Source organism: Flavobacterium plurextorum, assembly GCF_002217395.1.
GTDB lineage: Bacteria > Bacteroidota > Bacteroidia > Flavobacteriales > Flavobacteriaceae > Flavobacterium > Flavobacterium plurextorum.
This window is the reverse complement of sequence record NZ_MUHD01000027.1, coordinates 129,762-152,178: the sequence shown is the minus strand read 5'-3', so window position 1 is coordinate 152,178 and position 22,417 is coordinate 129,762. Positions and strand designations below refer to the sequence as shown.

General features: G+C 34.2%; 12 protein-coding genes and 1 pseudogene. 4 read left to right on the top strand and 9 right to left on the bottom strand.

Annotated elements, in window-relative coordinates; translation table 11 throughout:
* Nucleotides 1-15: 15 nt before the first annotated feature.
* Nucleotides 16-2,091, bottom strand: coding sequence for a sulfatase-like hydrolase/transferase (locus B0A81_RS14395; RefSeq protein ID WP_089058688.1), 2,076 nt, complete (start codon nt 2,089-2,091; stop codon nt 16-18).
* A gap of 268 nt (nt 2,092-2,359) precedes the next feature.
* The gene (locus B0A81_RS14390; protein ID WP_089058687.1) at nt 2,360-4,558 is read right to left on the bottom strand and encodes an alpha-galactosidase; all 2,199 of its coding nucleotides are present in this window, start codon (nt 4,556-4,558) and stop codon (nt 2,360-2,362) included.
* 1,073 nt (nt 4,559-5,631) lie between these two features.
* On the opposite strand from B0A81_RS14390, the gene B0A81_RS14385 reads away from it, so the two are divergent.
* From B0A81_RS14385 to B0A81_RS14370, 4 genes are all read left to right on the top strand, one after another.
* On the top strand, nt 5,632-8,874 hold the full coding sequence (locus B0A81_RS14385; RefSeq protein ID WP_089058686.1) for a SusC/RagA family TonB-linked outer membrane protein: 3,243 nt from the start codon (nt 5,632-5,634) through the stop codon (nt 8,872-8,874).
* A 27-nt stretch (nt 8,875-8,901) separates the two neighbouring features.
* On the top strand, nt 8,902-10,602 hold the full coding sequence (locus tag B0A81_RS14380) for a RagB/SusD family nutrient uptake outer membrane protein (RefSeq protein ID WP_089058685.1): 1,701 nt from the start codon (nt 8,902-8,904) through the stop codon (nt 10,600-10,602).
* A gap of 142 nt (nt 10,603-10,744) precedes the next feature.
* Nucleotides 10,745-12,178, top strand: a complete 1,434-nt coding sequence (locus B0A81_RS14375; RefSeq protein ID WP_089058684.1) for a trehalase domain-containing protein — start codon at nt 10,745-10,747, stop codon at nt 12,176-12,178.
* Between the two features lie 149 nt (nt 12,179-12,327).
* Entirely contained in the window at nt 12,328-14,343 is a 2,016-nt protein-coding gene (locus tag B0A81_RS14370; RefSeq protein ID WP_089058683.1) for a hypothetical protein, read from the top strand.
* Nucleotides 14,344-14,508: 165 nt separating this feature from the next.
* On the opposite strand, the gene B0A81_RS14365 is transcribed toward B0A81_RS14370, so the two are convergent.
* The 7 genes and pseudogenes from B0A81_RS14365 to B0A81_RS14335 all read right to left on the bottom strand — a co-directional run.
* Nucleotides 14,509-14,958, bottom strand: a complete 450-nt coding sequence (locus B0A81_RS14365; protein WP_089058682.1) for a hypothetical protein — start codon at nt 14,956-14,958, stop codon at nt 14,509-14,511.
* 280 nt (nt 14,959-15,238) lie between these two features.
* Nucleotides 15,239-15,571 (bottom strand): import component protein, encoded by a 333-nt coding sequence (locus B0A81_RS14360; RefSeq protein WP_089058681.1) that lies wholly within the window; start codon nt 15,569-15,571, stop codon nt 15,239-15,241.
* Between the two features lie 48 nt (nt 15,572-15,619).
* On the bottom strand, nt 15,620-17,551 hold the full coding sequence (locus B0A81_RS14355; protein WP_089058772.1) for an OmpA family protein: 1,932 nt from the start codon (nt 17,549-17,551) through the stop codon (nt 15,620-15,622).
* Between the two features lie 13 nt (nt 17,552-17,564).
* Complete coding sequence (locus B0A81_RS14350; protein WP_089058680.1) at nt 17,565-18,482, bottom strand: PorP/SprF family type IX secretion system membrane protein; 918 nt, start codon at nt 18,480-18,482, stop codon at nt 17,565-17,567.
* Nucleotides 18,483-18,530: 48 nt separating this feature from the next.
* A complete protein-coding gene (locus tag B0A81_RS14345; RefSeq protein ID WP_089058679.1) occupies nt 18,531-19,787 on the bottom strand; it encodes a gliding motility-associated C-terminal domain-containing protein in 1,257 nt (418 codons plus the stop codon).
* Nucleotides 19,788-19,853: 66 nt separating this feature from the next.
* Nucleotides 19,854-21,395, bottom strand: coding sequence for a hypothetical protein (locus B0A81_RS14340; protein ID WP_123922188.1), 1,542 nt, complete (start codon nt 21,393-21,395; stop codon nt 19,854-19,856).
* Nucleotides 21,396-21,415: 20 nt separating this feature from the next.
* Nucleotides 21,416-22,417, bottom strand: a pseudogene (locus B0A81_RS14335) (collagen-like protein); the annotation flags it as partial.

The following is a 22,417-nucleotide window of genomic DNA, read 5'->3' as shown; positions in this document are numbered from 1 at the left end:
CCATTAAAGAGTTCGTTATTTTACTGCATAAAATAACTCTTTATCTCCTAAAATTTTCCAGTCACTTGCTTCTTTTCCTTTCCATTTTATACTTATAGTCTCATTAGTATTACTTTGTTTCAGCACATAAATTGAAACAGGATGATAACCTTCTTTTAGATTTACCTCCTGAATCAGCTCTTTATTCGATTGATAACCAAAATCAGCATCAAACAAACTAGCATTATGTAAACGCATATAAGCATTTCCAGATGTTTTTAATGAAAAACTGTATTTTCCGTCGGCAGGAACTTTTATATATCCTTTGTAAAGGATCATTCCGGTTTTAGTTGTTTCTGCTTTGCCATTTAAAGAAGTACTTATTTGGCTGGATTGTGCTTTTAGTCCTTTGTCTGAAACTACCCAAGAAAAATCCCCTGAAAAAAATTCTTGTTTGAATCCAGATAAAAGTTTTCCCGAAATTTTAGCGGCAGGAATTAAAGCGTCATCATAAGGACGAGGTGCTTCTGCATCTGCATGGCGCGTTTGTAAAACGGAAGCCTTCATTTGCAATTGCATATTTTCGAATTCAGGTTTAACTGCTAAATTATTTGTCTCTTTTGGATCATTTACAACATCGTAAATTTCAAAATTATCTTCGGCTGATTTAATATCATAACGAACTCCTGAGAAATTCCCCATTCGTATCATTTGCATTTGTCCGCGTTTTCGGTTTTTATGTGTCGAATTATCATTTTTAAAATCCGGTGTTTTACCATTTTCAAAGTATTCTACATATATTAAACTCTGCTCCTGTTTTCCTTTTCCAGTTAATGAAGGCAGCAGCGAAACACCATCGGTTCTTGCGGGAGGAATAACTCCGGCTGCCTGTGCAAACGTAGCCATCCAATCTGATAACATTGACGGAGTTGTAACCACTTTTCCTGCTTGAATATGTTTAGGCCAATTTGCCAAAACAGGCATACGAACACCACCTTCCCAACAATCTCTTTTAATACCATCAAAAGGACCATTACTAGAGAAAAATGTTGGTACGAATCCAATAAATTGTGATGGCAAATAAGACTCAATAGATGCGCCATTATCTGATGTAAAAACTACCAGTGTATTTTCGTCTATTTTTAAATCTTTTAATAATTGAAGTATATCGCCCACTCCATCATCAATTCGGCGATTGGCAGTTGCATATCTTTTAAAAGTATCCGGCCACGGCACCTCTTTTGTCACTGCATTATTATCATCATCATAAACCGCATTTGCATAATCACTGTGCGTATAAGAATCTGGAGTACCAGAAGCTGTGTTAATCATATGTCCCGATTTTCCTGTCCATTGCAAACCTCCATTTAATCCTTTTCCGCTTGGATATTCTTGTGTAGGCAGCTCTAAAACTGCATGAGGAGCATCATACGCTAAATACATAAAAAAAGGTTTCGAAGCATCCTTACTTTTCGTATGCTCTATGATTCTTTTTTTTGCCACTGCCGTCCATAAATCAGTTGTATAACATTTTGCTAAACCTTCGGCTACATTATTATAGTCGTCATAAACCTCTCTTTTGCCACGATACAAACCCTCAACTGGATAATGTTCATGTCCGTCAACGTGTCTCATATAACCAAAATACGAATCGAAACCACGTTTTAAAGGATGTGCAGGCCAATTGGGTCCCGTTTCTTCAACTCCTTGTAATCCCCATTTTCCTATAGCCATAGTTTGGTAGCCGGCTTGTTTTAAAACTGTTGCCAGCGTATGATTGTCTTCTAATGCTTTGTCGAATTGATTGTCTCTAATTTGAGCATTTCCTTGATTTACACCTGTCAGCAAAGAACTTCTAGAAGGTGCACAAACTGGAGCATTACAATATTGTTGTGTAAATATGGCACCAGAAGCGGCCATCTGATCTAAATAAGGAGTAATTTGATATGGTTTTGACGGATCATTGCTTTTCATTCGCTGATTTTGAAAAAATACACCTATATCACCATAGCCCATATCGTCAACTAAAATATAAATGATGTTGGGCTTTTTCTGCGCAAAGAGGGAACAGCTTGCAAAACATAAAATGATTAATGCTTTTATTTTATTCATATTTCAAAATTTTATTTTTTTACTTAAAAACTTCAGCCTTAAATTTTTAATCCACAAATCCACAATTATCTTATGAAAAAATTTATAAAACAAAATACAGTGTTTTAAGTATGAAAAACAAAAAATACCTACCAGAAAAATCGGTCTGTTTCACTTAAATCTATTTGTAAAACAGTCCATCGTAAAGATTGCCAAACAAAAAAGCAGCTCTTTACGGAGCTGCTTTTTAATCTGTTTATAATTATCAATAACTTATACTTTATTGCGTTTATATTTGAGTAATCTCTAGAACTACACTCGTTTCTACTTTTGATGAAGAAACTCTTAATCCTACATTCATTAAATAATCTCCAGTATACGATTCTCCTGATTCTTCAAGAGTTTTCTTTGCTTCCGGCATTAAATTAATTTCCTCAACTTTATAACTTTTGTTTGGATCTAATCCTTGAAGACGAACTAAATTATACTGCGGATCGTAAAGCGGATGCAAGGTATAAGAAAACAAAACTGCTTTACTTTTTGCATTATCAACATACATTAAAACTGCACGGCTTTCATCATACGGCGATACAATTCGGTACATATCACCATGCCAGATTACAGGATTCAATCGCTTATAATTTGCAACTGCATCTTGACAGTATTTCAATTCATTTGGTTTCAGTTCTTTTACATTAATATCAAAACCTAACTTGCCCATCATAGCCACATCGGTTTTAAATTTGATCGACTGATTTCCCCACGATGTTACGTGATTACAAATTGAAAAGGCTGGAAAAAACTGCGAATAACCCCATTGAATAAATACTCTATTAAATGGATCTGTATTATCACTTGCCCAAAACTCAGTAAAATACTTCAGAAGTGCATAATCGGTTCTTCCTCCGCCGCCAGCGCAAAGCATCATTGGTAGATTTGGATATTTTGTTTTAATCCTATCTAAAACTTTATAAAGTCCATTGGTATATTCAATAAACAAATGTGACTGCTGATTTTTTAAATACGCAGAATATGCATTGGTCATCATTCGATTGCAATCCCATTTAAAAAATGCTACACCAGAATTTGTCTGCATAATATCGTCTACTGTTTTAAAAACAAAATCCTGTACTTTCGGGTTGCTTAGATCTAAAACCAGCTGACTGCGATAATAACTTTCGGGTCTATTTGGAAGCTTTAAAACCCAATCTGGATGCTTCTCGTATAATTCACTTTTAGGATTAACCATTTCGGGTTCAATCCAAATACCAAACTTTACTCCTGTTTTCTCTGCTTCTTGAATTAGGAAACCAATACCATTTGGCAATTTCGTTTTAGTAGCCTGCCAGTCTCCTAGCCCTGATTTATCGCCGCTTCGTGGATATTTATTTCCAAACCAGCCATCATCCAATAAAAACATATCGACACCAAGCGTTTTGGTATCAGCGAACATCTCCGTTAATTTTTTTTCATCAAAATTAAAAAAGGTTGTTTCCCAATTGTTCAATAAAGTCAATCGAGGTTTTTCACCATCTTTTATACCATATTTCCCTGCCCATTTGTGCAGGTTTCGACTCGCTTGTCCTTTACCTTTATTCGAAAAAGTATAGATAAATGACGGAGTTGTAAATACTTTACCTGGTTCAAGACTGTATTCTGACGCAAACGGATTTATTCCTGAACTTATTCGAAGTGAGTTTTTATTATCTAATTCAAAAGCAAGTTTAAAATTCCCAGACCAAGCAATCGTTCCTGCCACAATTTCTCCTGAGTTTTCTTCTGCTTTCGAATTAAGAGACAAGAAAAAAACAGGTGTTTGATACATATTAGTACGAACTCCCAATTTTGAATCGATAACTTTTGTGCCGCTAGTTAATTCCGTTTCCAGCATTCGTGCCTCTTTTGCCCAGTCTCCATGAAATTGAGTTAACCAGTAACGATCAGCATCAAAATGAAGCATTGAAGAGGCATAATTGTATAACATTATTGGTTTCTTTTCGTGATGCACAATTTCCGTCCATTGTTCAACAATATTCTCATTATAAAAAGCCTTATAATGCAGCGTCACTTCTACTGGATATACTTGATCTTTTAATTTTATAATGGTTTCTGTTGTATTGTCATCTATTTTATCGACACGATGGTTCACATAAGTTAACTCTAAAGATGGATTTCCGTCGTTATGAGTTACGCGTATAGCAGATTCGAACAAGTTATCAGTTCCATAAGTTGGGTATGCCAAATGCCTCAAATTATTCAATGGATTTCCGTCATTTATTACAAATGATTTTGTGTTTTCTTTTGAAAGTGCATCATATCCAGAATTTCCATTCAGTTTTGCTCCTAAGTAAGTTTGATACAATAAGCCATTTTTTCCTGCTTTTAAAATCAAAGCCGAATTTTGTGTTTCAATCTGTATTTGTTTCTCTTGTGCGCCAGCTTTATAAACTAAAGCAGTAAGCACTAATAAAAAGATTATTTTTTTCATAAAAGGTAGTTGGTAGTTATAAGTAGTTATTATTATAAGAATTGAAATCTCATTTTGGTTTTATGCTTGTAAAGTGTAATCTAAGCAACAACTGCATCCTATTTTATAATTGAATCAACAGGTATTAACTTGAGTTCTTGCATTATATAATTCACAATAAACTGTATTGTTTTTTCTGTTTCTATTATTTACTTGTGAAAAATGAAATTCAAAAATATTACAATCACATTCACAAACATACTAGTACCTACCAGTTTCTTTTTAATAAATGCTGCACTCTGAAAAATAATCTTGGTTTGAAATAATTTAAGAATGCTAAAAAATCATCATTTTACTGAAAACTCGATCGATAATAAGGATTTTAAAAAAGCAGTTTGAACGATCTTACTCAAGATGAAAGAAGCCAGAAAAAAAACCTACCAGTAAATTGAGTTTTTTTTACTCGTTTTAAATAACAGAAAAACAAATAGAGGTTAACAAACTGATAATGCATAAGTTTCAACCATTTTAAGTCTAAAAAAACAAACTCTAAAGTGAACTGACACAATTTAAAACAAGCTTATTCCTACACCGATTTAACTTTTTGATACTGGTATGGTTTAAAAATTAGAAAAATTGGAAACAATCGTAAAACTTAGCAAATTTTTTTTTTGATACTATATTATCCATTTTTTCAAAAAACGAGCTGCTGTTTTTTTACTCCATTCTAAAGAGACAAAAATTAGTGTTTCCGCTTTTAGATTAGCAGTGAAATATTTTCATCTTTAAAAATAATCAGCAAATTCCGTCATTCTAGCTCCTTTCCTGTTTTATGACTTATATTCATATATTATCCACTTTTTTTTCATATTACATTAAATTATGATAATATTTTAAACATATCGCAAACAAACTGGTAGGTACTGGTATGAAAAAATACAGAAACCTTTATAATTTTGATTTTCAATTTTATCTCTTTCTGTAAACAATCTGCACTACTCTATGCATTTCTGTTTGTTTTCTTAAAATGAAAACGAAGGATATTATGAACTAGAACCAGAGAGTACATTACTAACCAAAAACCGTTTTTACAAATGAAATTTTTAATCAAAGACAAACCAACAAACGATTGGCTTTCTTCTGAGTTTTGGAAGACTGCCAAACTAACATCTGGATTGCTGATCGCGATGACTTTACACGTTTCGGCAGCAACAGAATCAAAGAACGCTTCATTTTTTTCGAAGTTTAATAACACTTTAATCAAAGGAAATAGCAGTACAGAATCTATTCTGCCGATTTCTGAAATGACAAAAATCTCTTTTTTAGCTGCAGAACAAAAAACTATAAAAGGAAAAGTAACTGGAACAAAGGGAGAACCGCTTCCAGGCGTTAACGTTATTCTAAAAGGAACAAAAATTGGAGTAACTACAGACTTCGACGGAAATTTTACGATTGAAGTTCCTGACTCAAACAGTATTCTTGTCGTTTCATTTACAGGCTTTGTAACTAAAGAAGTCAGCGCTGCAAATGCCGCGAATATTCAACTAGAAGAACAAAATCAAACTTTAAATGAAGTCGTTGTTGTTGGATATGGTACTCAGAAAAAAGGATCAACAACTGGCGCTATTTCATCAATCAAAGGAGCTGTATTAACACAAAATGCATCGGCAAACGTTTCAAATGGAATTGCCGGACGTATGTCTGGTGTTATTGCAAACAATCGTTCTGGAAGACCTGGCGATGACAGCTCGACTTTATTAATTAGAGGATTCAACTCATTTGGAGGTGGTACAAGTCCGTTGATAGTCGTAGATGGTATTCCTGATCGTGATCTAAATAGGATAAATCCTGATGATATAGAATCAGTTACTGTTTTAAAAGATGCTTCGGCAGCAATCTACGGTGTTCGATCTGCAAACGGGGTAATTTTGGTTACTACAAAAAGAGGTAAAGTTGGTGCTCCAACTATAAAAGTTGACGGATCGTATGGCATTCAGCAGTTAACAAGAATAGATGAAAGGGTTAACTCTTGGCAGTATATGACGTATTACAATGAGCTTAATGCAAACAAAGGCACAACACTTCCTTATACGCAGTCTGATATCGATAAATACAAAGCGGGTAATGATCCAAATTATACCAGTACAGACTGGTTACGACAAACGTATCGAAAAGATGCTCCTCAATCAAACGTTTCTCTTTCTGTAAATGGAGGTAACGATCAAGTGAAGTATTTCTTTTCTGGGCAATATCTAAACCAAGAAAGTAATCTTAGAGAAAGTGACGAAAGATACAGACAGTTTAATTTGAGATCTAATATTGATGTCAATATATCTTCAAACCTGAAAGTTAACCTTGATATTGCTACTCGAAAAGAAGACAGAAATTATCCTGCGGTAAGTATGTCAAGCATTATGCACGAAACTGTCAGTATGTATCCATTCATTCCTGCATACTGGAAAAATGGTTATCCTACTTCGGGAATTGCAAATGGAAGAAACCCAATTTTAATGTCTTCTCCAGCTGCTGGTTACGATAAGGTTTTAAACTTAATTGTAAACCCAAAAATAGGATTTGATTTAAAATTACCTAAAATTACTGAAGGTCTTTCCTTAAATGGTTATGCTGCATTTGATTACAATGTTAGAAGTCAAAAAAAATTCACTAAACCGTGGGATGCTTACTCGTACGATAAAACAAATGATAGTTACAACAATGTAAAAAACAGCACGAGTATTACAAGTGTTTATCAGAATGAACAAATTACAAATCAAAATACTTATTTCATAAAACTTGCTTACGATCGCAAATTCAACAAACATGGTTTTAATGCTTTTGTTGGATATGAGCAGAATACAACTGATAAAACGGAAACTTCTGCTTATAGAAGAGACTTATTGAGTGATCAATTAGATCAAATTTTTACTGGAAGCACCAAAGGGCAAAATGCAACAGGCGGCGCTTATCAAGACGGAAGGGAAAGTTATTTAGGGCGTGTTGCTTATAACTATGACAATAAATATTTTGCTGAATTTTCTGCACGTTACAATGGATCATTTAATTTCCCGTCTTCAACACGCTGGGGAATGTTTCCTGCAGTATCTGCAGGTTGGAAAATATCTGAAGAACCTTTTTTCAAAAACAACATAAAAGCAATCGATCAGCTTAAAATAAGAGCTTCTTGGGGGAAAATGGGTAATGATGACTTGAGCGAATGGATTAATGGTGTATTTTATCCAAACCAATATCTTTTCTTGACAAGATATCAGTTAACTACAAATCAACAGAATTACACTTATTTTGGTTCAGATTATACCTTAAACAATAGTATATATCTTTCGTCTACACCAAATCCTAATATTACGTGGGAGATTCAGAACTCAACAAATATTGGTTTTGATTTTGCTTTCTTAAACAACAAATTGACGGCAACTTTTGATTATTTCAGCAACAAAAGATCTGATATTTTAGCAGCAAGAAATGCATCGGTTCCTTTATTCACAGGATTAGCACTTCCTAAAGAAAATATTGGAGAAACGGTTAACAGAGGTGTTGACTGGTCGATAAATTATGGTGATAACAGTCATAACTTTAAATACAATGTAGGTTTTAATCTTACTTATGCACAGAGTGAGGTGTTATTTCGTGACGAAGCTTCAAACATTCCTGAATGGCAAAAATCAACTGGAAAAGCAATCGATTCTTGGTTAGTTTATCAAACAAACGGTATTTACCGCACACAAGCAGATGTTGACAATTCGGCTCATTTTGAAGGTGCTAAACCTGGAGATATTTGGGTAAAAGATACAGATGGCGACGGCAGCATAACATCTAATGATAAAGTTAGAATTCCAGAATCAGCTACGCCAAAAATTGCTTACGGTATTCCGATGAGAGCAGAATACAAAGGTTTTTCAATCGACTTACTTTGGACAGGGCAGTCACAGGCTAAACAAATGATTCTTCCGCAAGGTCAAGGAGCAATTGTAGCACCGCCAACATGGTTATACAATGACAGATTTACAGCAGATAATCCTAATTCTAAATATCCTGCAGCTTTCAATGATTCAGATAATAGAAATAATATTCCAGCTGATTTCTGGTTAAGAGATGCTTCTTTCTTTAGATTAAAATCATTAGAAATATCTTATGTATTACCAGAAAAAGCACTTTCTAGATTTGGAGTTTTGAATATGAGATTTTATGCAGGAGGAACTAATATATTTTCTATTGATAATATGAAAAAATACAACAGAGATCCTGAAACTAATAATACTACGGGAGTTAATTACCCTCAAACCCGCATCTACAGAGTGGGCGTAAGTATCGAACTATAATGCTGCAACCAAAAAAAATATTTAGACATGAAAAATTATAAAATCAATAAACTAATAGATATGAAAAAGAAGGTATTTATCCTTACTTCTTTTCTTATGATAATTACCTCGTTCACTTCTTGCAGTGAAGATCCGTTAGACAAAGTTCCGTTAGACTCTTATACCGATGCAACGGTTTGGAATGATTTGAAACTTGCTGAAGCTTTTGCAAACAATCTATATACTGTTTTACCAAGTACACAGCACAATTGGAACAATAGAACAAATAGAAGCTGGATTTTATCGACTGCTTGTGATGAAGCTTTTAATAATTTTAACGATTATGATATTTGGACTTTAAATTCAGGAGCTCTTACACCTGATAACGCAAATGATTTTGATATCTGGAAACCAACATATGCTACAATTCAAAATTGCAACATCTTTTTATCTCGAATTGATAAGGTTCCAGGAGACGATGCCTCTCGCAACAGATTAAAAGGTGAAGTAATTTTTTTAAGAGCTTATTCTTATTTTAAATTAATAAGCGATTATGGAGGAGTTCCGCTTATTACGGTTCCTTTTGATCTGAATAGTAATTTTAAAGTTGATCGCAGCAGCTATGATCAGTGTGTTGATTTTATTGTAACAGAGTTAGATAAATCTGCTGAATTACTGCCTTTAACTGCTACTAGTCTGGGAAAAATCACAAAAGGTGCCGCATTAGCCATCAAATCAAGAACGTTACTTTATGCAGCAAGTCCGCAATGGAATACTTCTAATGATTTAAACAAATGGAAAAAAGCATCTGACGCCGCAAAAGCGGTTATGGATTTAAATCTTTATCAGCTTTATGATAAAAAGTACGAAGATCTTTTTACAACCGATAATTCTGAAATTATCTGCTCTCGTTTGTCTAGTAAAGATCCGCAATGGAGTGCTTTTAACGGTGTAGAAATGTTTAATTCTCCAAGTGGTTTTCACGGCTGGGCAAATTTTGCGCCAAGTCAAAGTCATATCGATGCTTATGGAACTGCTGACGGAAAAGACATTACTGATCCAACATCTGGTTATAATCCTCAAAAACCATATGTAAACAGAGATCCGCGTTTTTATAAAAACATTGTGTACGATGGACGTGCTTATGGAAAACCAGAATTTTTTAAAGATCGCTATGATGTTGGAAGTTCAAATAAAGCTGAATTTTACGAAGGCGGATTAGATTCTCCTCAAGGATGGGATACTTGGAATGCCAGTAAAACACGTTATACCTTCCGCAAATATTGTGATACAACCTACAATTATAATAGTGAAACACAAACGAACAAAGCTTGGATTATTTCTCGTTTAGGCGAAATTTACCTTAACTATGCCGAAGCACAATTTAAACTTGGTAATGAAGGCACAGCGATTCAATATCTAAATGCGATAAGAAAACGTGCAGGAATAACAATTCCGCTGGCAGGTTTAACTGGTACTTCTTTAGAAAAGAAAATTCGCAATGAAAGACAAGTCGAGTTATGTTTGGAAGGATTCCGCTACTACGATGTTCGCCGCTGGAAAATTGCCGAAGATACCGAAAACAAGCCTTTGATGGGAGTTGTTATTACGAAAAACAGCGACGGTTCAAAAACATATACGTACACAAAAGTTCAAGAGAGAATTTTCAAACCTCAGCATTATTTATTACCTATTCCAAGAGATGAAACTAATAGAACAAGTTTGACTCAAAATCCGGGTTATAATTAAAAATCGATACTCCCCCAAAGTATCGTTTATTTAAAAACTGAGAAACTGCAAACCCACTTTATTTGTTGTGTGGGTTTGCTTTTAAATTTCAATTATACCATGTTATTTTATTCTAAAAATAATCCAAACAGAAAACAGCCAAATGAAAAATGTACTTATAATTACTGCTCTAAATTGCTTTTTCTTTTTTAATGGATTTGGTCAAAATACTGCAACTTTCAAATCTACAGATCTAGCAATTGAACTGGCTTTTGAACGTGCAAAAAAAATGGCTTTAAGCTATAAAGGAAATTCAAACGATCCTGCAGGTCCTTGGTACGAAGCTGCACTTCCTGCACGATCTGCTTTTTGTATGCGAGATGTATCACATCAAAGTATTGGTGCTGAAATACTAGGATTAAATAAAGAAAATAAAAATATGCTTTCTTTATTTGCACAAAACATTTCTGAAAGTAAAGACTGGTGTTCGTATTGGGAAATCAACAAATACGGAAAACCTGCGCCTGAGGATTATAGAAATGACAAAGAGTTCTGGTACAATCTAAACAGCAATTTTGATGTCATTTTTGCGTGCTGGCGCTTGTATTTATGGACTGGTGATGAAGCTTATATCAAAAATCCAGAATTTGAAAACTTTTTCGAAAAATCGGCAACGAACTATATCGAACGCTGGGTATTAGATTCAGACTCATTATTATCCAGACCTGAATTTCCAAATGCTGGTGTTTCATTTAATATAGAAGACGACTTTCAGAGATGCCGAGGACTTGCTTCTTATTCGGAAGGAATTCCGGGGTTAAAAATGGGCGTTGATTTGGTGGCAGCAATTTACCGCGGATTGTCAACTTACGCTGCTGTTTTAAGACAAAAGGGAGATTTTCAAAAGGCTGAATTCTTCGAGAAAAAAGCAGCAAAGTACCAACAGCAAATAGAACAAATTTGGTGGGATGATTTAACTTCAACTTACAATGTTATTTATACTGCTGACGGAAAATTCAGCAAAGACGGAGGTGAACTTTTTTTACTATGGTTTGATGCCTTAAATGACAAAACCCGAATTAAAAAAACAATCGAGCATATTGTTTCTCAAAAAACAAATGTCGAGAGTTTATCCTACCTCCCATTTTTATTATATAAATATGGTTTTGAGGATAAAGCTTATCAATATATTTTACACTTGACTGATCCTGAAACAAAAAGAAGAGAATATCCTGAAGTTTCATACGGCGTAATTGAAGGCGTTATACATGGCTATATGGGAATTGAGCCAGATGCTTTAAACAAAAGGGTAACTACTTTACATCGTGTAAAAAATGGAATTGCATCTCAAGTAGATAACTTATCTGTTTTAAACACTGTATTGTTTGTAAAACACGAAAATCAAAAAACGATAGTTCAGAACAAAGGAAATATTACGATACAATGGCGGGCAATGTTCTCTGGAAATTATGATACGCTGTTTGTAAATAATAAAAAAATTACCGCCAAACATGATAAAGATGTTATGGGAAATATATGCTCTTTTGTTGATGTCTCTGTAAATTCAGGACAACAACTAAGTGCATCTTTTAAATAATAACTTAGCAAAAGCAATATTTATCAAAACGACAACACATACAAGTACTACTAACACGATAGATAAAACTTTTGGCGGTAATTATACAACAGAATATGCAGCCTGAAAAATGGCTATTTGCCCCTTATAGAAATTAAAAAACAATTGTAATGAAGAGATTATTTACCAAAACCCGAAAACATTTTTTATTTGTCGCAGCCGCACTTTGTTTTTTTACCAGTAAGCTCTTTTCACAAGAAGAGCGCCGCTGGCAGATTGACAAAGACGGGGCTATTTCTTGGCAGATAAACAACAATATTCCGCATAAAGATCATATCGAAATGAGTGGTAAAAAAATCTCCTGCGTATTACGATATGGTGTTGCTGCAGACGGAACGTTTCAGGCGACACGAAGTTTGGTTTGGCCAATGCTGAGAACCATCCCAAATAATACCCATGCCAGTTTTACGCGTCAGCTTGCGCAAGATGCTTTTGATTTGGTGACGGTGAATTACAAACCTATTGCGTCAGAAAAAGTCACTTCATTAACGCTGAACGGAACATTATTGGTTAAGAGTAAATCGGGTAATACTCTCGAATTAACGAGACAATTTTTCCCGTCAACAACCTTATCTGGATATTGTGAAATTTATACCATTAAGAATATTTCCGATAAAACTTGTGTTATAGAGATTCCAAAATCAAATGCCATTTACACATCAGATCCCGCAAAAGGAACTGAAGGAAGTTATGATTTGCATGTAGATCTTTTTAATCACGGAAATTTTAATCTGCAAACAAATGAAACAATTCGTTTTTCTGTTTTCTATTCGGCAGGTAAAACAAACGAACAAGTTCCAGTTGTAAACATTGAAGAAGAAAAAGATAAACGTTTAAAATTAATCCAGGAAATTTGGGATAAACTCATATTAGAAACACCTGATGAAGTTTTGAATACAGAATTTGCTTTTGCCAAAATCAGAGCTTCTGAAAGTATTTTTGAAACTAAAGGCGGTCCTATGCATGGTCCTGGAGGAGAATCGTATTATGCCGCTATCTGGGCAAACGATCAGGCAGAATATATTGGTCCTTTCTTTCCGTTTTTAGGATATGAATATGGTAATCAAGCATCGTTAAATGCTTATTTGCAATTTGCTAAATTCATGAACCAAGAATACAAACCTATTCCAAGTTCGATTGTCGCCGAAGGAACCGATATCTGGGATGGTGCCGGTGATCGAGGCGATGGCGCAATGATAGCCTACGGAGCAGCACGTTATGCGCTTTCTAAAGGAAATGCAAATGAAGCTAAACAATTATGGCCATTGATTGAGTGGTGTTTAGAGTATTGTCATAGAAAACTAAACTCTGATGGTGTTGTAACTTCTGATTCTGATGAACTCGAAGGACGTCTTCCTGCTGGAAAAGCTAATCTTAATACTTCTTCTTTGTATTATGATGCTCTTAACTCTGCTGTATATTTAGGCGAAGCTTTAGGCAAAGACAAAACGCAGCTGAAAAATTATAAAGCTGAGGCTGAAAAATTAAAAACAGCTATTGAAAAGTATTTTGGAGCTAAGATAGAAGGTTTTGAAACTTATAAGTATTACAAAGAAAATGATGTTTTAAGAGCCTGGATTTGTACACCGCTGACAATGGGAATTTATGATCGAAAAGCGGGAACTATAGATGCTTTGTTTTCTCCAAGATTATGGACAAAAGATGGTCTTGCCAGTATTGCCGGTGATAAAATATTTTGGGACCGCTCGACTTTATATGCTTTAAGAGGTGTATTGGCAGCGGGAGAAACGGATAAAGTACTGGATTTTTTACATTATTATTCGAACCGTCGTTTGTTAGGCGATCATGTTCCGTATCCTGTAGAAGCTTATCCTGAAGGAGATCAGAGACATCTTTCTGCCGAAAGCGGTTTATATTGTAGAATTTTTACAGAGGGATTATTTGGCATTCGTCCTACTGGTTTAAGCAGTTTTGATTTTACACCGAGGCTTCCAAAATCTTGGCCTGTTATGAAACTGCGTCGAATACATGCTTTTGAAAAAGATTTTGATATTACTGTTGAAAGAGTGAATAAAGAATTGAAAGTAACCATCTCTAATGGAAAAAAAATAGTATATACCAAACTGATTAAAGACGGAAGCACAATTAATATTCCTCTTAAATAAGACAATAGTTTTTACAAAAAAGGAGCTTCAATATTCTTGAAGCTCCTTTTATTTTTATTTCTTATATAGATATACTCCGTACATTTTGCTTAAGTAAAAAGCCTTCTTTCAAAAGCCAAAATCTATCAGTATTATATATTAAAATACTTTTACATACTGGATTATTTATACAAAATATAATACTGTTTTATATAAGTCATTTGGCTGAATTTCTGTTGTTTCTGCGTTCAAAACTTCGGTCTGAATTGTATCCTTTTTTGGCTGAACAGCATTTTTAAGATATACCTTCAAGTCATTAACAATTCCCCTTTTTGTTTGGTAACCACTTAGCGCTACCAAATCATTAATCTCTTCTAGACCAGCTACATTGCCATACAATAATTTATCAAATAAACAAACTAAAGCAATTGTTCCTTTCTTTTCCAGCTTCAAAAATTCAACCAATTCTTGATGGCTGTAAACTACAAATATTGATCTGTTTAAACCTTGAGATTTCTGTTTTTTACTATTCAAAAATGAATCTTGCGTAAATTTAAATTCATCCGCAAAATTATTTTTAAACATTTTTAAAAACAATCCTTTATCGTCCCTTACTAAAACTTGTATCTTTTCCATCGTCAATTTCTTTACAATTAATACTCCCTAAACTGAGCTGATTACAGCTCATCAAAATTTCATTTTAGGTTTCGTATTTGTTTTTCTTTTTTGATTTATATAACCTTGATAAACAAAGACAAAAGTATTTCACTTCAAAATTAAACACCTCCACAATAAGACATAAAAACCTCATAATAAGACTTTTATTCACTACACATTTTAAGGAAATATTTTGTAAACAACGAGATAATCTGATAAAGGCATTGTACTATATTCTTTCAAGAAAAGAATAGAAAATTTAATATTTAATAAAGTTAAATCGATCAACAAACATTGATCCGATTAATGGTATTGGTTTTCTTTTTTGGTTGACAGCATTAACAATCCCAACTATTAAAACAATCAATACGCCAAAACTTAAAATGGTAAAGAATGTTGAAATTACAGGATTAATTGAAAAGATTGGAATAAAAGCGCTGCCTAATACTGCACTGAAAACACCTAACCCAAAGGACTGTTTTAGATGATATTGTGCAAATGAAGATCTTCCTCCATTATGATAAACAAGAAAAGAAATTACCCATCCTACAAGTGTTAAGTAACTAATTATTGATATGGTTTTCCGGCTCATTCTTCTCTTGTTTATCTAGATTTTTTTAAATTTTTAATTAATTATATTTTATAGTTTCGTGATTATAAATTCACTTCTTCTATTCATTTGATGTTGTTCTTCGGTACATTTTACACCATCAGAACATTCATTTACAAGTTGAGTTTCACCATAACCTTTACCTGTTAATCTGTTTGGCGAAATACCGTTTTTTACCAGCCATTTAATTGTTGATTTGGCTCTTCTGTCAGAAAGTTTTTCGTTGTACGCAGCTGTTTGACGGCTGTCTGTATGCGAACGAATATCTATTTTCATTGTTGGATATTGATTTAATACATCTAGAATTTTCACCAAATCCAAGGCCGCTTCTGGACGAATATCTGATCCATCCAAATCAAAATAAATCATTTTAATATCAAAACATTTCCCTAAATCATCTCCTATTGCAACCTGACATGTAACTTTATCCAGCGAAATTGGTAAATACGTTTTTCCTGTTTCTGTTCCAATCGATGTACGAACTTCTTTAGTTGCATAATCTGTTTTTTCAACTCTTACATTATAGCTTTTTCCGCATTCAACAGAAAAACTGTAAAATCCATTTAAATCTGAAATAACAGTACTTTTCAGCACCTGCATATTATCATACAATGAGACTTTGGCACCAGATAAAATAACTCCTGTCTGCGTATCTGTAATAATACCATTTAACTCCTGAACACATTCTAATTTACGTGTTTCTAAAAACTTATAAATATCATCAGAACCTTGTCCGCCGTCTTTATTTGAAGAGAAGAAACCTCTTCTAGATTTAGTATCAATAACAAATGCAAAATCATCTTGAGGAGAATTGATATCAGCTCCTATATTTTTAATATTTGTTATTTCATTCCCGCTTATTTTACCAACAAATACATCTAAACCGCCAAGTCCAGGATGACCATCTGAAGCAAAATAAATTTCGTTATCAGCTGTTATAAATGGAAACGTTTCTTTTCCTTCAGTATTAATTGTTTTACCTAAATTCTCTGGCGAACCAAAACCACCGTTTCCATTAATACTTACTTTATAAATATCTGACTGCCCAAATGTTCCCGGCATATCAGATGCAAAATACAAGGTTTTTTCATCAGGACTTAAGGCTGGATGCGCTGTACTGTAAGTATCACTATTAAATGGAAGTTCAATAATGTTCGTCCATTTGTTATTTTCAAAAGTTGCTTTGTATATTTTGATTAAAGTAGTTTTATTACCATCTTTTCCTTTTTTGCCGTCAATAAAATTGTTTCTTGTAAAATAAACCGTTTTCCCATCTTTTGTAAAAACCGGTGTCGATTCGTTGAATTTAGAATTGATTTTAGATTTTATTTTTTCGGGTTTATTTGGATTGAAATCTGCATCAATATCAGCTTGATAAAGATTTGTAAAATGCTCACCTGTCCATTTGTGAATTCGCTGCGCAAAATTACCAGTATCTCTGGCTGATGTAAACACTATTTTGTTTTGATAAAATGAAGTTCCGTAATCTGAATATTTACTATTTACACCTGCGTCTTCAATTTTATATCTTCCTGAATTGGCTTTAATTTCTGCTAAATAATTTTTGTCTTTTAAATAGCGCTCAGCTCTTGTATCTTTCCTTGATTTTTGAGCAAACAAGTCTAATATTTCATTTGCTTTTTTATCATTTCCAGCTGCTTTTAATGATTGTGCATAACGATAATAATACTCTGGTTCTACCTCACTTTTCATAGCGAATAGTTCCTCGTACCATTTAGCCGCTTTCTCAAACTCTGAATTGAAATAAAAAGAATTACCTAATTTCTTGAACATATCCTCAGATTTGTATCCTTTATCAGCAATTCTTTCATAGGTTTTAATGGCATCTATATAAGCATAATTGTTATAGTCTTTATCAGCAGAAACTGTCTGGTTTTGCTGCGAATAATTATTAAATGAAAAAACAATTAATAAGGCGTAAACAAGTATATAATTTTTCATTGTCAGTGTAGGATTAGAAGAAACGTGGGGTTGTAATTTTACCATAGTTTTTAAAGAACTCGTATCGTAGAAATATTTCATGCGATCCTGAATTATAATTTTGCAGTTTTGTAGTTTCATGGTCGTACGCATATCCTATGTAAAGTCCGTCTGAAACCTGAAACCCTGCCATTGCACTCACCGCTGCGCTCCATCTGTAGGCCGCTCCTACAACAAATTTGTCGTTGAACATAAAATTAGCCGAAAGATCTACTTGCAAAGGCGCTCCTTCTACCATTTTTACTAATACTGCAGGTTTGAATTTGATGTATTGATATTTATCTAAATCAAATACATATCCTCCCATTAAATAATAGTTGATTCTATCTTTATAAATTGCCACATCATTATCATCGTAACGATTGGTTTCTATAAAATTTGGCACTGATAAACCAACATAAGCTTTGTCTGAATGCCAATACACTCCGGCTCCGACGTTTGGAGAAATTTTATTTCTTAAATCTTGAAATTGCGGATCTCCTTGATCTTCAATATTTAATTTATTAATATCTAGATTAAACAAATTAACTGTTCCTTTGATACCAAATGAAAGCTTAAAATTTGCTGATGTTTGAATTGAATAAGATAAATCTGTCGAGAAATTATTCTCGTTTGTTGGTCCAATTTTATCATTAACAAGTGAAACTCCAATTCCTAAATTACTGTTGCTAATTGGTGAATTGACAGAAAAACTGCTCGTTTCTGGAGCACCGTCAAGTCCTACCCATTGTGTTCTGTACAAACCAAAAACACTCAATGCTCCTCTTGATCCTGCATATGCGGGGTTAATGCTTATAGTATTGTACATATATTGTGTAAACTGAGCATCTTGCTGCGCACAGCAAAAAAAACCAGTTAACATAATGATCACTGTATAAAATTTTATTCTCATGCTTTTATCCTTAATAATTTAAAGCTGCTTAAAGTGTACCTCAGCAAATTAATTTCTAGTCAAATACAGGTAACCTGATTTTTTAATTACTTGAGGTGTAGTTCCTGAATATTTAATGTTTATAATGTAGAAATAGGTTCCTGTTGGCAGCATTTCGTTTTTTGAAATTGTTGTTCTTCCTTCTGAATATCCTCTAAAAACATTTCCATTAGAATCATAATTTACGGTGTCATATACTTTTACTCCCCAGCGATTATAAATTTCAACCGTATTGTCTGCAGAACATTCTGTCAGCCCTCCAATCTTGAAATATTCATTTTTTCCATCTCCATCAGCTGAAACAGCATTGAAAACTGTTAACGTACTGCAAGGTAAAACGATTCCATCATCGACTCTTGCCGTAGTAAACACACTATATCCAGAAACATTTACTGGAGTAGTAACCGTTTTTTTATCACTGTCTACAACTCCGCCTTCATCAATCCAGCGGTTTTGAGCTTCATCCCATCTAACGATATGTATTGAAGTTTGTGGTGACACTAAAATATCAGCTGGTGTAGTCGATGTTTCATCCCAGCTCAAAGTCAACATGACATCCGAGTTTCCTGCAGTTTTATCCAAAGTCCAATATTCTTGATTGTTGATAAGAACTATTTCTTTTGTTTTTTGACTGTGCGGATATAGTGCATTAGAATCTTCGAAGAAATATTTGCCTGTAAAACTGCTCAATATTTCCTTTGGTGCCGAGATACCCGCAAATCGGTATTTGTTTTTATCACCAATTGGATAAGTAAAATCTTCGTGACCTGATTTTTGTACTTTTCCATCAACATGACTATTATCACTGACGTTAATATGTTTAGATTTATTTTCAAAAACTAACATTCCTCCATATTCATCGTCATCGATAATTCCTTGTTTAAAATCGGCCGTACCAGAAATACTCACTTCGTTTGACAAATGAAAAGCGGGCTGAATACTATTGTTTTTAAACTCAGCATCATTCCACTGCATAGGCATAGTTCCTGAAATTTGCTGAAATCCTGTGGATCCAATCATTCGTGTTATTCCAGAATGTGATCCTGAAGAAAAACTTACCAATCCGTCATTATTATAATGACTGTATAAGATAAACTCTCCGTCATTAAACAAATTTCCTGAACTTTTGTTATCCATTGCTCCTACTGTAGACATAGTTGTTCCAGATGTAATAAACAACTCTCCAACATTTACAGTCTGCGCTGTTATTATTCCGCCTAGAAATAATAAGAAGGTTAAAAAAATATTTTGAATTCTTGATTTCATAAGTTCTATTTATTGACTTACTGTTTTATCGAAATTTTTTAGATTTAACTTAAAAAAATAACGCTTTTAGTATTTAGCATTGCTTTTTGAAGGAAGCATTGGATTTGTAATTACCTGACATTTTGATACTGTAACACTTATCACGGCTTTCTTAGATCTAAACCCTTCATCTCCATAAGGCTGAAATGTTCCAGCTGGATATGTTTTACCTTTTATATTATAGGATACTTCGGCCTTACCTGTAAATCCTTTAACGGGATTGAATGTCACTATTCCAGAAGCTGAATCATAGGTAAAAGTTCCTTCTGTTGTCGTAATCGAAAACGGATTTGCAGCGGTTGTACCATCAGAATTAAGAAATCTAAACTGACTGTAATCTATATTACTTGAAGATGCTATTGGTATTCCGTGAGTTGGTCCACTATAAGCAACATCATTAGCATATGGATTTATAGTTACTGGATTATTTTTACATATTGTTGCATTATCAGCAACTGCTTCTGCGGCATAGGGCAAAACTACTTCTAAGCCCCATATTTTATGTATATCATTTAAACCTCCTGTTGAAGCTCCAAAACCAATTTTAAAACTATTTGGAATAGCCGTATTTAAGGTATGAATTGTAGCTGCGCCTTCATTTAAAGATGTATTATAGTCCGAGTTTTCTGGATTTGAATTTTCGGTATAAAGTATAGATTGCTTGTACCAATAATTATCGATTATAGTTCTAACTGTATTTTGATGCTGTATTTTTACTGTAATGTTATAACCACCAGACGCATTGGGAACAAGTTCAATAAATGCTTTTCGATAATTTGCATTGTTAGGATCTGTGGTGTAGGCTCCAGATCGAATATTAAAATTATCTGGATTTCCATTGTTATAGGAATATGCTCCTAAAGCATTAAGTTCTGCACCTCCGTTTGATGTCCCTGTTGGAGTTAGTGTACTTTGGGTTGTAAGTACAGGATAACCTGTATAACCTGCTCCTCTTCCTTTATTATCCAAAGCACCTCCTCTAGCACCTCTTAAAGTAACATGACTGCTTCCTGAATTTGCCCAGCCGCCAGATGGAGCCGAAACCCCATTCAACCTAGCGTCACCCTGAAATGGATCTCCTTTAAAATTTCCATAAGAATCTAAAGCAATACCCAAGTAAGCTCCAGAAAGTCCTTCGCGTCTATTGCCAGAATAGGAATCATTGGCTCTTAAATAAGAATATCCCATTCCACGTCCATTTGTTCCAATTGTTGGAGTAACAGCAGCATCAAATAAAAATACGCTTATACCATCTGCTCCAGTTCCTCCATAAATTGCATACTCAAATGAAATTTTAATACCAACCGCGCTGTTAAATTTTTTATTATCAATAATAATTGCTCCAAATTTTGAATTGGTCGCTGGTGTTAACTCTAATCCAGTAGTTGTAAATACCGCTGCATTTGCAGTAGCTCCAGTTGGCAGAATTATTTCGGCAGGCTTAGTTGTAGAATTAAAGCTTTGCGTATATGGAAAATCACCATACACCTGCGCGCTTACTGTTTGAACAGCTGCAAGAAGCAAAAAAACTACTAGCTTACGATACCCTTTTAAAAATGTATTTTTCATAATAGTACGTTTCAAAAACATTAGTCTCTTACTTTAAATACAATATTCATAAATGAAGCTTCGGTAGGAACAGCAGTAGCTTTAACTGTATAACTGATAACCCCTGCTGCTGAAACCGTAACTGTATTGAATACGTTAGTGTCAAAATAAGTCACAAAATAATCTAAATCTGCAGGTGCTAAAACAGGAAGCGATGAAGATGAATTACTTCGAGCCTGTCCAGCAGAAGCATTGAATCCAAACTGTTGTGAGTAAAAAGTATATATGTTCAAAGTCTGTGTACCTGATAATACAACACCAGATGCATTATGCGTTGGCACGACAACAGAAGGTGCATAAAAGAACTTTGGCATTGCTGCTTTTACTTGTTTTAAAACGCCCGTTGAAGGATCAGCAACAACAATACGATCTGCTGTTGATGTATATGCATTTCCATTATAAATATTTGTATTATTACCTGTTTGCAAACCTCCTATTGCTAATGTGTTTACACTCGTAGCAGTAACCGTAGTTGGTTTTATTAATGCTCCTCCTAATTGTGTATTACCAGTAGTAATTGTTAAACCATTATCAGCAGTGATTGCACTAGTTATTGCCGGTGTTAAATCTAAGGCTGTTGCAGGCACTCCGTTTACAGTAGTTGTCAATTTAGCACCGCTTAATGCATTTGCAACCGTGTTTACAGCTGGTGCGGTAACACTAACACCATTTACTACCGAAGTAATTGTATTAGTCGGATTTGACAATGTATGTGTAGTTGCTGGTATAACTGCATTTATAACGTAAGGTGCTGATGTTGTTCCAGATCCAGTTATTGAAATATTATTTCCTGCATTTGTAACACCTCCTTGACCAGCTGGTCCTGTTGCTCCAGTATCACCTTTTGCTCCAACTGTTCCTGCTACTCCTTGTGGTCCCGTTGCTCCAGTATCACCTTTTGCTCCTGCTGTTCCCGCAGTTCCTTGTGGTCCCGTTGCTCCAGTATCACCTTTTGCTCCTGCTGTTCCCGCAGTTCCTTGTGG